The organism is Thermostichus sp. MS-CIW-41 (assembly GCF_054058915.1).
This window is the reverse complement of the sequence record NZ_JBSSBO010000063.1, coordinates 1-14,012: the sequence shown is the minus strand read 5'-3', so window position 1 is coordinate 14,012 and position 14,012 is coordinate 1. Positions and strand designations below refer to the sequence as shown.

The following is a 14,012-nucleotide window of genomic DNA, read 5'->3' as shown; positions in this document are numbered from 1 at the left end:
AATGTTAACTCTCTCTTCTGTCTGTAAAAAAGCCAATATCTTCTGCCATTTGTTTTCATCTAAAAAAACCAACTTCATCCTCTTTCCTCTATAAACTATTCTCTCTATCCTAACATAAGATCAACACGACCTAGTCGATTGGAGAAATCCAACAAGGCCCGATTAAGCCCCACGTGGGTGGCTGGCCCCATGCGCTTTTTGACATTCTTCAAAAGCTGCTGCCACTCCAAGCCATTTTTCTTCAATTGATCGGCAACATCTTCAGGCAGGTAGGTCTCATAGGGGTGTAGCCTGGAGCCGCTGACATACTTGCCCATGTTGTCTCCATCCGCCAGTACAATCACCCACCAGTCGGAGGGACTGCCCCCGGTTAGACCCACCTGTCGATGGGCTTGATCCACGGCTTCTCGCAATAGGGCAATATCTTCAGGATCCTGGAGCCCCAGATCGTCCACCAGCCATCTGCTGGAAAACATCACTCCGTTGTAGGGTGCTTCTCCCCTCGTCCGCTGGGAGAGGGGTTGGGGATCAGGAATCATTTGCTCATCCGTCTTCGGCACCTGAAAAGGGCGGCGCGTCAGGGATCCAAATCGATCCCGATATTCCGGCAGAACTTGTCGGATCTGCTTCTCCAACACGTGCCAATACTGTTTCACCTTTTCGGGAGCATCATGGGCAAAGCGGGCTGCTGCAATGGAGCTGAGGTTGGGAAACCGGATCAGGTTTTCCAGATCGTCCTCTTCTTCGGCTACTCCCAGAGAGTTGGCAATGCCCCCATACTTCCAGGCCATGCGTTTGGTCAGTTCCACCGCGTTCAACATCTCCGAGCCGTTGAAAAGCCCCGGATAAACTTCGGCCATCAGTTTCCAGAACATGCGCAGGGATCCCGCCGGCAACCCTGCCCCTTCACGGAATCGATCCCGATAGAGCAAATTGGGGTGAACCGCGCTGTACATGCCTGAGAGGGTAGACCGCTCCCCAGGGGCCACCGGGATCTGCCAGGTGCGGGTATTTTTAATAGCCTGAATCGACTGACCCAAACGCGCTTGCAAGCTGCCCCACCAGGTGTCCACATTCAAATTCCCATAGGCTTTTTCTTCAGGGTTGGTCGGCAATTCAACTCGGCTTTGGGCTAGAGTTTGCTGGGATTCTTTCCAGGACTTGTAGTCGGGATCTTTAGTTTTAGCTTGCAAAGGCTTGTCGGGATCCCCTAGCGGAACCAGAGTCCAATAGCTTTCCCAAGTATGATCAAGTCTTGGTACTGATGCTGCTCCAGTCGGCATTCAAAGACGCTGTACTGAACCCGCCGGCCATAGCCTTCAAGCAAGTCAGAGACTTTCTTGCGTCGTTTGTTGTCGGGGATGTCGTAGGTGATGACGTAGAGCTGCATGTGGGATCCCCTCAGCGGATGAGGAACGGCAAGTAAACAGGGATCTGATCATTTACATCATTTACAAACTGCTTGTAGGTCTGCACCTGCCGGTTGATGACGGCCCAGCACAGTACCCCATGTGGGAAAGATAGGCGATGGGGATGTTGCGCTCTAGGCAACTCTGGATCAGTTGGGTTGTGACTTGGGCATGGCCAAAGATCAAAATCTGATCCAAGTGGGGCAATTGAGCCTGTTGAAGAACAGCTCCAGCCCGTTTGACAACCAGGCGTTCCTGGTCGAGGCTGAGGTAGCAATCCTGTTGGGAGACATAGAGTGTTCTACCCATGAGGCCACTCCCAGAAGCCTAAAATTGAAGCTGAGGTGGGAACAAAACGGGGTCTTCTTCAAGTTAAAAGTCAGGCCCAAAAATGCTGTAAGGGAAGATGCGAATGGCGAAAAAGCAGAGCAGGGTTTCTGGTGTGGGATCCGTTCGTGACGGTGCGCTCCTGATGAAAGATCTGCAAACCCTGAGACACTACGGCATCCTTGGGGATCTGGTGTATCGTTGGGGCTACTATCTCGGCTCTAGCACCATGACCGAAGTGGAGTTCAACGCCGCCCTCAGCGAGGGGATCCCAAAGCCCAAGAGGTCTTTCAGGCCCAAAAGCCGCGGTTCGGTTGACGCAGACGAGACAGAGCAAATCAGGGCACTGAAGGTCTCACTCTGGCAAACGAGCAAAGCTGACCCCTCGGTAGTAGTAGGCCAAAATTTGGCGGTAAGTCCAGCCTCGGCGGGCCAATTCTTGGGCGCCCCACTGGCTCATGCCAATGCCATGCCCAAACTTGGGATAGGGGCTGACATCCGGTAAGCTCATCAAATAAGGGATCCCACTCACCCCGACGGTTTGGCCGCCGCTGCTGGCGCTGTACATGGCATTGACAAACTGACCCCCATACACCATGACCACACCACGGGTGGCTTGTGTTGCTTCCAGGGCGGCTGCCGACCGCTGGGAAAGCCCTCGGTACACCTGGGAGCGAGTATCGCTAAACACATCAAACCAACCGCGGGAATTGCGATGGTAAAGAACGTAGCTGCGGGCTGCCACCGCTTGCGCCTTCAGGGCTTCTGGGAAGAACCGGGATCCCATTTCTGCATCCACCACACTGGCCACATAGTCTTCTAGATCCACGTAGTTGATGGCCATCACCATGTTGTAGCCAGTCAAGAGCACCTTGCCGGAGTACCAGCGGCCATTCACTGCCACCAGGCCACCCTCCTGAGGTTCGATGAACAGCACCGGGTCAACCACCCCATGCAGACGCACCCCTTGAGGGCTGGGCTGAGCCAAAAACCCTTGCATAGGGGGCAGATCTGCCAGCACCTCTCCCCGACCGTTGATCAGTTGGGCAGGGAGAGAAACGCCTACCACCAGAGGGGCAGTGGTATCGGCCAATTGCACTCGCACTGTCACCCCCCAGACAGACTCCACCCATCCCCAGAAGGCACTGACCACCAGGGATCCCATCAGGGCCAGCCAATGCCGCGCTTCCATAGCCCGTGCCCAGAGTTGCTTTTTGTACACCAACTCCAACTTAGGATAGGGCGAGTTTCCAGAAATGGGCCGGTTTGTCTGTAGAAACTGCAGAGGGCTTGAGTCTCAATTCAGGTGTGGATCAGGTGTGGAGCAGGGGGGATCTGATAGAGATATGAGACTATCTATGAACGGGATCCCGTCTCCGGGGGAGCGGGCTGACCCGGTGGCTCCAGGAGGTCGGGTTGCGGCTGTCCTCCAGACAACCCGAAAGGCTGTCCGGCCCCAGGCCCAAGGCAAAGCGCAGCGAGTCCCCCGGTCGCCCATTGGAGAAGAAGAGAAAAGAACCCAAGGAAGCCAAGGAAAGAAGAGCCGCATAGCCAAACATGGCTCGATAGCCGGATCCCGCTGCTAAGGTGCCCAAAAGGGGCCCCGCCAGGCCAATGCCCAAATCAAACCCGCACATCACCAAGCTAAACAGGCGACCCCGCTCCGCCGGCTCCGAGCGATCGGCCACGAGGGCAGAGATGAGAGGGATCAAAGTCCCAAAACCGCAACCCACCACGATCCCAGCAGCCAGAAAAGCGCCGGTGCTGTTGGCAACAATCAGGATCCCCATCGCCAGGGCATAGGTGACCAAGCTGAGGGAGATAAACGGCCCCCGCCCATAGCGATCGGAAGCGCGACCGGTGAGCAGGCGCACTCCAAAGCTGGCAAAGGCCACTGCCGTATAAAAAAGACCTGGATTCAGGGGAACTCCGGCTTCTTGGATTAACAAGGCCACAAAGGTGGTCTGGGTGCCGAAGGCCAACCCCACCAAAAACATCACCCAAGCGAGGGAGCGCACCTTCGGGCTGCCCAGAAAGCTCCAGAAGGCCCCATCCATCGGCAGGGATCCCCAATGCTCACGCCGCTGTTCTCGAACCAGTTGGGTACAAAGAAAGCCCACCAACCCCAGCAGAGCAGAGAAGAGAAACGAAGGGCCATAGCCGGCAAACTCCTGCAAAAAGCCGCCCAAAGCAGGGCCAATGGCTGCGCCGATCGGATTGACCAAACTCATGTAGCCCAGGATCTCACCCCGTTTTTCTTCTGGGGCAAAATCCACCACCAAAGTCACATAGGCCGTGGCAAAAGCGGCGATGCTAACCCCATGAAAGGCTCGCACCAGCGCTACCCATGGGATCCAATCGGAGAGCCAGTATCCTATGGGGGCCATCCCCACCACCCCCATGCCGATAAGCAGCACGATCTGCCGGCTGTGGCCATCCGCCAGGCGCCCCAACGCAGGGCGAAAGGCCAGCAACCCAATCGAAAAGGCCCCCATTACCCAGCCCACTTGCTGGCTGGTGCCACCGGCATCCCTGACGTAGAGAGGCAACGTGGGCAGCAGCGAGGATAAACTGGCCCAAAAGAGCAGCCCAGCCACAAACAAAATGCCCAAGTTGCGCCGCTGTGCCGGCTGCAGCTGCCCGAATACCCTCACGCCAACTCCTTATGCAAAATGGAACTCAAAGCGTTCTCCCAGAACCGCGCCCTAGGATAAGCCCACCTTCGCCGGATCCCTCAGCCCGAAATATTTAGGTGCTAACCTTTCTGATTGTAACCGTATGGTCTGGGGCTGGGAACCGGCCCTGCTCGCCTTTGCAGGCGCCTCCAGTCTGGGATAACAGCTAACCTCAAGTTACCTAGAGATGCGCTTTTTGGACTCCGACCCATGCCTGAACGATCGGATCCCCTCACTCGCAGCTTGATTGCCCTGATCCGGGGTTACCAGGTCGGCATTTCTCCTTGGCTGCCACCTGCTTGTCGCTATTACCCCACCTGCTCTCAGTACACCTTGGAAGCGGTGCGGCGCTACGGTGCCCTACGTGGGGGTTGGCTGGGGCTCCGTCGCCTCTGTCGCTGTCATCCCTGGCACCCAGGGGGCTACGATCCAGTTCCCGATTTGCCGGGATCCGCGCCGACCCAGAAACCATTCCGCTAGCCGGACTCAGGAGACATTTAGGTCGATTGTGGGTAGCAGGCCACAACCTCGATTTCTACTCGGGCATTGAGGGGCAGGCGAGCCACCTGCACGCAAGAGCGGGCCGGAGCCGGATCGGTGGCAAAAAACTCTCGATAAACCTCGTTCATGGCCACAAAGTCCTCCATATCGGCCAGGAAAACCGTTGTCTTCACCACATTGGCGAGAGTGGTGCCCCCCGCTTCCAGCACTGCCTGCACGTTCAGCAACGCCTGCCGAGTTTGAGAAACAATGTCCTCCCCCACCAGTTTGCCGGTTTTGGGATCCAGGCCCACCTGTCCGGCGGTGAACAGAAACGGCCCCAGAGCAGTAACGCCCTGGCTGTAAGGGCCGACAGGAGCGGGGGCAGCCTCAGTTTGCACAGCACAAGGGCCTGGCCCGATTTGGCCCTGCTGGTGGCCGATCTCTGGCTTGGCCGGCTTCGTCTGCTCCATAGAGGTTTGCCCAACTCTGTCGCTACGCTACCACAGGTGGATTGCCGAAGAGCGGGGCTGAGAATGCCAAGATGAATTTCAAGATGAATTTGTTGATAGGGTGTTGATAGGGAGAGGGATCCATGCCTTTGATCAAGCTGCAAACGTCTGTGCAACCAGAAATCGCCGCAGTAGAGGAACTGCTCAAGGTGCTGTCTGCTGCTCTATCTGAACAGTTGGGCAAGTCGGAAGCCTACGTGATGACTGCCTTTGAAGGTGGGATCCCGATGACCTTTGCCGGCAGTGGGGATCCCTGTTGTTACCTAGAAATCAAGAGTATCGGGCAATTTTCCGCCCAACAAACCCGAGCCATGAGCGAGTTTTTTTGCGGCACCATCGAGGCCCGATTGGGGATCCCCAAGAAGAGGATTTACATTGAGTTCAGCGATGCCAAAGGCTATCTTTGGGGATGGAACGGCACGACTTTCGGGTAAAGATACTTCCCCCACTCCAAGAGCTGTCTACTCTGGCTTGCCCTAGCTCGCCTCACAAGAACTTTGTAGGAGTTTAGCCAATGGAAGAGCTACCTCAACTCAACACAAATCCCCAAAAGCAGCGGATTTTGCTTAAGCTTGCTACCGGCTTGGGCTTGGCCATTTTTATCTTTTGGGCAGCCCATCGATTGGGATTTTTTGGAGTTATTCAAGACTGGCTCGCCGAAGCTCTGGCTTGGATTGAAAGCTTGGGGTTGCTGGGGCCAATCCTCTTCATTGCCATTTACATTGTAGCGACGGTGCTGCTTCTACCAGCCTCGGTGCTGACCTTGGGGGCAGGGGCCGTGTTCGGGTTGCTGGCCGGAACTGTGTACGTGCTGATCGGGGCAACCATTGGAGCCAACTTGGCTTTTTTAATCGGGCGCTACTTGGCGCGGGAACAGGTGGTGAAATGGATTGAGGGAAACGCCAAGTTTGCGGCCATCGATCGAGCGTTGGGACGTGAGGGATGGAAAATAGTCGGCCTGATTCGGCTGTCGCCTGCGTTTCCCTTCAATGTGCTCAACTACGCCCTAGGGCTGACCCGAATTTCTTTTCTGGATAACTTGTTGGGCACTGCCGGGATCGTGCCGGGCACTTTTATGTATGTGTACATCGGCTCATTGGCGGGATCCCTGGCCGACATGGAAGGCGCGGAGTTGGATCCTCAGGCTCAAACCGCCCAATGGGTCGTTCGCCTCGTGGGGCTCATCGCCACCATAGCCGCTACCGTCTACGTCACTCGCATTGCCCGCAAAGCCCTACAAGAAGCGGTGGAGCCTGTTTAGGGGATTTAAGTTGGGTCGAAGATTCAGCGTGTGGAAGGCACCGGGTTGAGAACGCTCACCGTTGGGCAGAGGCTTAGCCGACAGCTTGACAGAGGGTTTCCTGCCTGATACATTTACGCTGAACACTGCTGAACATCACTGTTCAACTATGCAGCGATAGCATTCTGTTTGTTTCCATTCGCGTCAGCGGGACGGAGTCCAAACAGAATGGCGGTATCCCGCAAAGCTTTGAGTAGAATACCCAAAGCGCAGTTTCCGTGTCGTCTTACTACCAATTTTCTGCTTTGCTTTGGCTACCATGTTGGCAGACTCGAAAGTAAACAGAAAGATCAACTGGTAGTAATCCGTACTGAACATATTATACATTATTTTCAGTATAGTTGAGCTTATTATTGACTAGAGTCATGCTCTCTCGGTCTTGTTCGGCCAGCTCCTGGATGGCCTGTTGGTACACCTGGGCAGGTGTGGATCCCTGGTTGACTTGCTTCAGCCAGCGTTGGGCCTCATTGCCCTGGTGGAGCAGGGTTTGCAAGGGAGCTAGAAAACAGCCCAAGCCTTGAGGTTGGCCAATACGCCAAGCTTCGGTCAGCAGCTCTTCGATCCACTCTTGGGCCGCCCGTTCCCGGCCTGTCCGCCAATCGACCAAATGAGATTGCAGCGATTCTCGAGCAGCAGCCTGCTCGTTGGCTTCGCAAAGGCTCTCCAGCTCTGTTGGGGTAAAGGGCCCCCGCAAGGGATCCAGCGCTTCCGGCTGGGCCAGCAACTGCCAGAGACGGGCTTCCACCAAGGCGGTAATGGCCAGAACCATCACCGGATCCCCCACCAGATCGCAAATGCGCAGCTCCACGCGGTTGAGGTGGTAGGGCCGATCCGGGCCGTTGGGCCGTACCGAAGCCCACAGGTGGCGCACATTCTGCATGGTGCCCAAGGCTAGCTGCTCCTGGATCCAGGCAATGTAGTGGGCGTGATCCCGGAAGAAGGGCACCTGAGCCGGCGTTTTGGGGAACACCTGCCAACGGCTGGAGTGGGATCCCGTCACCCGTCCGTCCAGAAAAGGAGAGGAAGCGCTCAGAGCTAGGTAGAGAGATGCTTCCGCTCGCAGCAGGCGACAGGCCCGGAAGATGGCCTCGGTACCTGGCAGGCCAACATTGATGTGAATGCTAGCAGTTACCACCCGCGTGCCATAGGTGCGCTCGATGTAGTCGTGGTAGGGGTTGCCGGGATCCGACCGCTCGAAGTGGTCGCTGCCGCCCAAAGCTAGCGTGCTCCCCGGCAGAAGGGTGTAAGGGCCAAGACGGCGCAAAAATTGCCGCAACTGTAGGCGAGGCCGCAACAAGGCACAGAGCAGGTCTTCGTAGCGGCGAAGGGGAGGGGTGATATACTCCACGTTGCGCCGATCCGGCTCCCGCACAAACCCCGGCAAAGCCTGGCAAATGCGATCCGATAGACCCACCACTTCCCCGGCGGCGGTGCCGGTGTACATTTCCACCTCAAAGCCCTTGGTTAACAGCACAGGCCAGCCTCCAGCCGCAGCCTCACCAGTCTAACCTTTCCTTTCTCCCCTCATTGTCCTAGGTTTTGGCAGGGAATTGGCCGGTGGTGGGGAAGTTTCTCGACCTGTTTTAGAGCCGTTTTATAATATTTACACTCTCACTCTTAGAGGGTGTCAATTGAACCAAGCGGTATCTCAAAAGTCCTAGACTTTGGCAAGGAATCCACAGGGCCTTAGGGTGGAGATCAAAAAGGAACCACGACCTCTGGCAGGTGAACCTTGCCGATGATTACCAAGATGATTACCAAGAAGAAATCGAAGTGACATCTCCGTCTTTAAAGATTCAGCGATGAGCTTTCCTCTCAGTCATCTGTTGCAGCGAGGTCGGCAGCATCTTGCCCCTTTTTTAGGGCAAATCTTGTTGCCCAGTTTGGCCTTGACAGTGCTGCAGATCTTTATGATCTCCCTCTGGAGTGAGGAGAGCGACTATGCTTCTGCCTTCACAGCCCTGAGTCAGCGGGATAGCTATTGGTATCTCAGCATTGTGCGGCGGGGGTACCAGTTTGTGGGTTTCGACAAGATTGCCTATGAGCAGAGCAACGTAGCTTTTTTCCCCGGCTATCCCCTGGCAGTGGCCGCAATCAGTCACCTTGTGGGAGTTGACCCTGAACTGGGGCTCTACCTCACCGCCCAGCTCTTTTGCTGGCTGATGTGGGTTTACCTTTTCCTGCTTTACCGCAGGTGGCAAATTCCCCCCCTCTGGCAAATTTTGGCCAGTTTGCTCATCTTCTTTTATCCCACCAGCTTTTACCTGGTCGTGGGCTACAGCGAATCTTTGTTTATGGCCAGCCTACTGGGTTTTCTCTACTGGTCAATTCACGGGGGCCGTCCCCTGCTGATGCTCCTGGCTGGGATCCACGGCTTGGTGATGAGTGCTACTCGGATTGTCGGCTTGCCGGTGGCGCTGCTCCCTTTTTTGAATCTCCTGAAAGCGGGGGAGAGAACCCAAGCCCGCCGTTGGTTTTGGACGAGTATGGCAGCGAGCTTGGCTCTGTTGGGTGGCCTGGGCTTTTTTCTCTACTGTCAGCTCCGCTTTGGCCGCTGGGATCTCTACCTGGAAATGCAGCGTTACTTTACCGGCGTGAAAGCCAATTATCAAGCTATTTTCCAAGCTCGCACATATGTCCTTTCCGCCGAACGCTGGCAAAGCTTACTCTCTCTTTCTGCACCGATGAAAGACCCTGGGCTGTGGGCTGACGCTCTTAGCCAACTGTTTGTGTCTACCACCCTGGGATCCCTGCTTGTTACAGGTTTAATGGATGCGGCAGGAGTTATGGCAGGTAGAAGCCAGTGTTGGCGGGAGCGGCTGGGATTTCATCTGGCTGCTTGGGCCATGTTTTACATTGCCCTGACGGGTACGAGCCCCTTGGGCGAGCGAAGCATGAGCCGCTATTGTCTGCCGGTTCACATCGTGCAGGTGCTGGCGTTGGTGCATTGGGCCAAACACACCGATTTCAGCTTCATCCCCCAGCGGATGCGGCCCTATCTTGGTGTCGCCTTGAAGCTGGGATATGGGCTGCTGGCTTTCATTTTTTTTGCCCTAAACCAAATCCTCACTTGGCGCTACGTCCACCATCTCTGGGTGGCTTGACTCCGCTTTCCTGAAGATAGGATGTGAGGGATCCCAACTTCTCACCGGCTGAGAGCTGTGGCGTTCTCTTCTCCCCGCAAGTCTCCCCGTCAAAAATCAGCCTCGCGTGTCGCTCAGACCCTTGAGCCCACCAAAATTTACCCCTGCCCGTGCTGCCATCAAGGTCAGTTGCGCCTGATCACCCTAACCGAAGCCTTCGGGTGTAGCCGTTGCCAGCATATTTTTGCCATTACCCCCGACCGCCTGTACATCGAGCAACTGGCCGTTTCTTATCCCTACCGCAAAATGTGGTTCTGGAACGGCTACCAATGGGTGTTGCGGCGGGAAAGTACCCTACAGGGATCCGCGCTCTTGGGCCTCACCCTCAGCTTGGGCATTGTCTTGGCGGTTGGGTTCATCGGCGCAGTGCTCTTCCCAAACCAAACCCAGTTGCTCAGTTGGTTCATGATTCTCGGCTTGTTGCTAACGCTGCTGATGGTAACGGCGATCCTGCTGCTGCGGCGGCCCTGAGGTGAGTGAGATTTTCTCCAGCGACTGGTCTCCAGAATTGGCAGCCCCAGCACTTGTGGATCCAACCATTTCTTGTTAGCAGTGGTCTGGAGAACGCAGCGGGTCTGTCTCTAATGGGCTAGGCGGGAGAAGTTCAAGTGACAGATTTCGGTTCAGACTTTGACTTAGGTACTACTCTGCGACAGGTACGCCGCTTACTACCGCAGATGCAGCGGTTGAGCAGCCAAACCAAGCGCCAGGCCCTGCTGGCTCTCTCGCGGTGTTTGTTGGAGCGCTCCGATCTGCTCCTGGAAGCCAATACCCTCGACCTGGAAAGTTGCCGCGAGCAAACCGTACCGGAGTGGATCCTCAACGGCCTGAAGCTCACCCCCGAGCGTCTACAGCGATCCGCCCAGTTGCTGACTCTCCTGGCCCAGCAGCCGGATCCCATTGGCAAGCTGGAGAAAGGGCACCGCCAGGAGAATGGCCTGTTTATTGGCCGCTACCGCGTCCCGTTGGGGTTGATTGCTCTGGTCTACGAAATCTACCCCGAGTTTGCCTTAAATGGCATTGGCATGTGCCTAAAAACAGGAAATGGCGTGATTTTGGCCAGCAGCGGTCCCATCCAGAAAACCCACCAGGCTATGGTCAACCTCTTGGCAGAGACGGCTTATGAGCACGGGATCCCGGAAGGGGCCATTCAAACCTTGCCCGCCCAAGACCGAACCGCAGATCCCCAAGTAGATTCCCCACTATTGCCGTTGTTACAGCAAACCCGCTACCTAGACCTGGTGATTCCCTGCGGTCGCCCCGGCTGGGTGGAGTTCCTGTTGCAGGCCAGCAAAGTGCCGACTCTGGCTACCCATTTGGGCTACGGCCACATCTATCTGGATCGCACCGCCCCTTGGCCTTTGGTCAAGTCGGTTTTGTTGGATCCCCTCGCCCAGTATGGCTCAGAAGGGATCCCCATCTATCAGCCTCTCACCCTCTGGCTGCTGATCCACACCGATTGGGCCACCAACCATCTGACCGCCTTGATTGAGGACTTGCTGGGTCACGGGATCGCTGTACAGGCAGCAGCACCCATCCTAGAGCAGTTCCCGCAGCTCCAGCCGCTTGGGCAAGGCTTTGACTCGACAGAACGACCTCATCTGCGCCTGCAGCCCATTGCCGACCTGACGGAGGCGATCGCCTGGATTAACAAAAATGGTTGCCGTCAATCGGAGACGATCCTCACCGATAGCCAATCGGCGGCCCAGCGCTTTCTCCAGGAAGTAGATGCCGCCCTGATCCACATCAACACTTCCCCCCTCTCGGCAGGCCGGGGAGCTGGGATCCCCACGTTGGGAGCGTTTCGCGACCTGTCTTTGGGCATTTCTACCCAGCGGCTGCACGTGCGCGGGCCCATCGACGTGGAAGCCCTGACAACGGTGAAGGTGGTGGCTCAGGGCGATCTGTAGAGCCGGGCAGCAACCCAACTGATGCGCCAAGGTTGGCCGGTCTGCCCAAGATCCAAGAGCTGGGATGAGGCTGGAGAATGAGAATGTAGATCGCCATCAGCTCAACATCCAACTGAGCCCAAAGGGAGGACTTTTTTGGGGATCGACCTTCGCAGTTACGTGTTTTTGGATCGGCTGCAACCCCAGTATGCTGCTTATCTGGGCACAGTAGCCTACGGCTTTTTGCCCCTGCCTGGGGACACTTCTTTGTGGGTCGAGATTTCCCCCGGCATCGAGATCAACCGCGTTATGGATATTGCCCTGAAGGCCACCTCGGTGAGGCCGGGGCTGCAGGTGGTGGAACGCCTCTACGGCCTTCTGGAAGTACACTCCAGCAACCAAGGGGATACCCGCACCGCCGGACGGGCGATTCTGGCTGCCTTAGGGGTGAGTGAACAGGAGCGCCTCAAGCCCCGCATCATCTCCAGCCAGATCATCCGCAACATTGATCCCCACCAAACCCAGTTGATTAACCGTTCCCGCCGTGGCCAAATGCTCCTGGCTGGCCAAACCCTCTACATCCTGGAGGTGCAACCGGCAGGCTATGCCCCCCTGGCTGCCAACGAGGCAGAAAAATCTGCCCAGATCAACATCCTAGAAGTGATGCCTTTCGGTAGCTTTGGCCGCGTGTACTTGGGAGGGGAAGAGCGAGATATTCTGGCCGCCTGCCGTGCTGCTGAAGCCGTCTTGGCGGGGGTTTCCGGTCGGGAGCCCCTCTTGTTGCCTGAGGAGGTGTAGCCAATGGCAGACTCCGATCCCAAGCCAAGATCGCCCCTGTCGCAACGCCGGGATCCATCTTCAGCAGAGCAGGTGAGGCTGTTGACGGAGCTGGCCGCTCCCTACCGCAGCTTGCGGCGCTTCATCTACTTGGCGGTGGGGTTCTCGGCTACCATCGGGGCGTTTGTGTTTTTCTTTCGAGCCCTGGCGGGACGGGACTTGAACACCACCTTGCCCAGCTTGGCCTTACAGTTGGGGATCCTGGCCGGCGCCATCGGCCTGAACAGGCTGGAAAACCGCTCTCACCAGAAGGTGATCAGACAGGTCAAACAACGCTTGGGCATGCAGCAAGACTCCCAGGAGCCCCAACGGTCGGCGGACAGTTAGCCCGCCCATTCCCCGCAGCCCCTTTCTCAATCCAGATCAAAGTCATCATCATCCGCGTCAGCACTGCGCAGATAGCGGCGCTGAGTTTGGCGAGCGGGATCCCCTTGTGACCACTTTTGGACAATTTGGACACCCAGAAAGGTCAGAAAGGCCCCCAAAGCCACAAACGTGAGAAGTGGGATCGCCAGAATCACCACTGCGCCGAGGACATAGATAGCCACCTTGGGCAGAGACGGATCCACCCCCCAGCGGTGGCTGTGCACCCAGTCGGTGAGCTGCTGATCCCAGCGGCGTAGGCGAGGGACGTTTTCCTCGAAGATCTCCAGCAAAATTGGCCCCAGACGACGCAGATTGCCCTGAGTTTGCCTTCGCCAATCTTGCACCGAGCGCCCCATGTTCGGGATCCCTTGTCCTGTCATCTTCAGGCCGATCCTAGCCCAACCCCAGCAACCTTCCCATTGGCCCACCGGATGTAAATTTGTTTGAACATTTGGATCGGAGATTTTGGAGGCTTCCCAGGACTACTGTACACTGAGGGCACTTGCGCAGCGATGCTGCTGCCCTGCGGATTCGGTAAACCTCTTTTTAACGTTTCAACCTGCTCGACTGGAGAACGCTAATGGCTCACTCGGTCAAGATCTACGACACCTGCATCGGCTGCACTCAGTGTGTGCGGGCTTGTCCCACCGACGTGTTGGAGATGGTGCCCTGGAAGGGGAACAACAAGGCTGGCATGATCGCTGCCGCTCCCCGCACCGAAGACTGCGTTGGCTGCAAACGCTGTGAAACCGCTTGTCCCACCGATTTTCTGAGCATCCGAGTCTACCTTGGCCCCGAAACCACCCGCAGCATGGGCTTAGCCTACTGATGGGGGCACCTGGCCGCAACCCCACTCTCAACTGCCCACAGAGCACAAGTATTCCAGAGTACCAGAAAAGCAGTTTACTTCCCAACCCAGTTCCAGCCTTTCCCTCTTCCGGGGAGAGGCTGTGGCGTATGGCAGGTCTTAAGCTGTTTGGTAAACTACCCGACACCCGCGCTATGCGCAGGGTGCGGGCTTTATCCCAATCCCTAGCGGCCCCAGAGGACAGCTAAGTTTCGGAATTTCAGGCG

At 56.6% G+C, this 14,012-nt stretch carries 16 protein-coding genes and 2 pseudogenes; 9 read left to right on the top strand and 9 right to left on the bottom strand.

Annotation, left to right across the window (positions count from 1 at the left end; all coding sequences use genetic code 11):
- The 6 genes and pseudogenes from ACVWXE_RS13360 to ACVWXE_RS13335 form a co-directional block, all read right to left on the bottom strand.
- Nucleotides 1-78, bottom strand: a pseudogene (locus ACVWXE_RS13360) (IS5-like element ISSoc13 family transposase); the annotation flags it as partial.
- 26 nt (nt 79-104) lie between these two features.
- The gene (locus ACVWXE_RS13355) at nt 105-1,193 is read right to left on the bottom strand and encodes a hypothetical protein (RefSeq protein WP_457490543.1); all 1,089 of its coding nucleotides are present in this window, start codon (nt 1,191-1,193) and stop codon (nt 105-107) included.
- A gap of 56 nt (nt 1,194-1,249) precedes the next feature.
- A pseudogene (cas2, locus tag ACVWXE_RS13350) lies at nt 1,250-1,390 on the bottom strand (CRISPR-associated endonuclease Cas2); the annotation flags it as partial.
- A gap of 61 nt (nt 1,391-1,451) precedes the next feature.
- Nucleotides 1,452-1,718: a CRISPR-associated endonuclease Cas1 gene (locus tag ACVWXE_RS13345; protein WP_414344071.1), complete on the bottom strand. Its 267-nt coding sequence runs from the start codon at nt 1,716-1,718 to the stop codon at nt 1,452-1,454.
- A 373-nt stretch (nt 1,719-2,091) separates the two neighbouring features.
- Nucleotides 2,092-2,958: a SpoIID/LytB domain-containing protein gene (locus tag ACVWXE_RS13340; protein ID WP_457490542.1), complete on the bottom strand. Its 867-nt coding sequence runs from the start codon at nt 2,956-2,958 to the stop codon at nt 2,092-2,094.
- 130 nt (nt 2,959-3,088) lie between these two features.
- On the bottom strand, nt 3,089-4,390 hold the full coding sequence (locus ACVWXE_RS13335) for an MFS transporter (protein WP_457385367.1): 1,302 nt from the start codon (nt 4,388-4,390) through the stop codon (nt 3,089-3,091).
- Between the two features lie 231 nt (nt 4,391-4,621).
- On the opposite strand from ACVWXE_RS13335, the gene yidD reads away from it, so the two are divergent.
- A complete protein-coding gene (gene yidD / locus ACVWXE_RS13330; RefSeq protein WP_414344078.1) occupies nt 4,622-4,891 on the top strand; it encodes a membrane protein insertion efficiency factor YidD in 270 nt (89 codons plus the stop codon).
- Nucleotides 4,892-4,908: 17 nt separating this feature from the next.
- On the opposite strand, the gene ACVWXE_RS13325 is transcribed toward yidD, so the two are convergent.
- Nucleotides 4,909-5,292: a RidA family protein gene (locus ACVWXE_RS13325; protein WP_457490544.1), complete on the bottom strand. Its 384-nt coding sequence runs from the start codon at nt 5,290-5,292 to the stop codon at nt 4,909-4,911.
- A 194-nt stretch (nt 5,293-5,486) separates the two neighbouring features.
- Here ACVWXE_RS13325 and ACVWXE_RS13320 point away from each other — a divergent pair, with 194 nt between their 5' ends.
- Nucleotides 5,487-5,837 (top strand): phenylpyruvate tautomerase MIF-related protein, encoded by a 351-nt coding sequence (locus ACVWXE_RS13320; RefSeq protein ID WP_011432208.1) that lies wholly within the window; start codon nt 5,487-5,489, stop codon nt 5,835-5,837.
- Between the two features lie 80 nt (nt 5,838-5,917).
- Nucleotides 5,918-6,664, top strand: a complete 747-nt coding sequence (locus tag ACVWXE_RS13315) for a TVP38/TMEM64 family protein (protein WP_457490541.1) — start codon at nt 5,918-5,920, stop codon at nt 6,662-6,664.
- A gap of 358 nt (nt 6,665-7,022) precedes the next feature.
- Here the strand turns inward: ACVWXE_RS13315 and gshA are convergent, their stop codons facing one another.
- Entirely contained in the window at nt 7,023-8,177 is a 1,155-nt protein-coding gene (gshA, locus tag ACVWXE_RS13310; RefSeq protein WP_414416860.1) for a glutamate--cysteine ligase, read from the bottom strand.
- A gap of 328 nt (nt 8,178-8,505) precedes the next feature.
- On the opposite strand from gshA, the gene ACVWXE_RS13305 reads away from it, so the two are divergent.
- The 5 genes from ACVWXE_RS13305 to ACVWXE_RS13285 all read left to right on the top strand — a co-directional run bounded on the left by ACVWXE_RS13305 (nt 8,506) and on the right by ACVWXE_RS13285 (nt 12,899).
- Nucleotides 8,506-9,807: a hypothetical protein gene (locus ACVWXE_RS13305; protein ID WP_457490540.1), complete on the top strand. Its 1,302-nt coding sequence runs from the start codon at nt 8,506-8,508 to the stop codon at nt 9,805-9,807.
- A 168-nt stretch (nt 9,808-9,975) separates the two neighbouring features.
- The gene (locus ACVWXE_RS13300) at nt 9,976-10,317 is read left to right on the top strand and encodes a hypothetical protein (RefSeq protein ID WP_457490539.1); all 342 of its coding nucleotides are present in this window, start codon (nt 9,976-9,978) and stop codon (nt 10,315-10,317) included.
- A gap of 137 nt (nt 10,318-10,454) precedes the next feature.
- The gene (locus tag ACVWXE_RS13295; RefSeq protein WP_457490538.1) at nt 10,455-11,756 is read left to right on the top strand and encodes a gamma-glutamyl phosphate reductase; all 1,302 of its coding nucleotides are present in this window, start codon (nt 10,455-10,457) and stop codon (nt 11,754-11,756) included.
- Nucleotides 11,757-11,891: 135 nt separating this feature from the next.
- Nucleotides 11,892-12,533, top strand: a complete 642-nt coding sequence (locus tag ACVWXE_RS13290; RefSeq protein WP_011432202.1) for a hypothetical protein — start codon at nt 11,892-11,894, stop codon at nt 12,531-12,533.
- 3 nt (nt 12,534-12,536) lie between these two features.
- Nucleotides 12,537-12,899: a DUF3493 domain-containing protein gene (locus tag ACVWXE_RS13285; RefSeq protein ID WP_011432201.1), complete on the top strand. Its 363-nt coding sequence runs from the start codon at nt 12,537-12,539 to the stop codon at nt 12,897-12,899.
- Nucleotides 12,900-12,925: 26 nt separating this feature from the next.
- On the opposite strand, the gene ACVWXE_RS13280 is transcribed toward ACVWXE_RS13285, so the two are convergent.
- Nucleotides 12,926-13,318, bottom strand: a complete 393-nt coding sequence (locus ACVWXE_RS13280) for a hypothetical protein (protein ID WP_457490537.1) — start codon at nt 13,316-13,318, stop codon at nt 12,926-12,928.
- A gap of 200 nt (nt 13,319-13,518) precedes the next feature.
- Here ACVWXE_RS13280 and psaC point away from each other — a divergent pair, with 200 nt between their 5' ends.
- A complete protein-coding gene (gene psaC, locus ACVWXE_RS13275) occupies nt 13,519-13,767 on the top strand; it encodes a photosystem I iron-sulfur center protein PsaC (RefSeq protein ID WP_011432199.1) in 249 nt (82 codons plus the stop codon).
- The last annotated feature ends 245 nt before the right edge of the window (nt 13,768-14,012 follow it).

Bases quoted from the DNA above. Each gene is read 5' to 3' on its own strand.
- psaC (WP_011432199.1), top strand. From the start codon at position 13,519: ATGGCTCACTCGGTCAAGATCTACGACACCTGCATCGGCTGCACTCAG.
- ACVWXE_RS13280 (WP_457490537.1), bottom strand. From the start codon at position 13,318: ATGACAGGACAAGGGATCCCGAACATGGGGCGCTCGGTGCAAGATTGG.
- yidD (WP_414344078.1), top strand. From the start codon at position 4,622: ATGCCTGAACGATCGGATCCCCTCACTCGCAGCTTGATTGCCCTGATC.
- ACVWXE_RS13315 (WP_457490541.1), top strand. From the start codon at position 5,918: ATGGAAGAGCTACCTCAACTCAACACAAATCCCCAAAAGCAGCGGATT.
- ACVWXE_RS13320 (WP_011432208.1), top strand. From the start codon at position 5,487: ATGCCTTTGATCAAGCTGCAAACGTCTGTGCAACCAGAAATCGCCGCA.
- ACVWXE_RS13285 (WP_011432201.1), top strand. From the start codon at position 12,537: ATGGCAGACTCCGATCCCAAGCCAAGATCGCCCCTGTCGCAACGCCGG.
- ACVWXE_RS13305 (WP_457490540.1), top strand. From the start codon at position 8,506: ATGAGCTTTCCTCTCAGTCATCTGTTGCAGCGAGGTCGGCAGCATCTT.
- ACVWXE_RS13345 (WP_414344071.1), bottom strand. From the start codon at position 1,718: ATGGGTAGAACACTCTATGTCTCCCAACAGGATTGCTACCTCAGCCTC.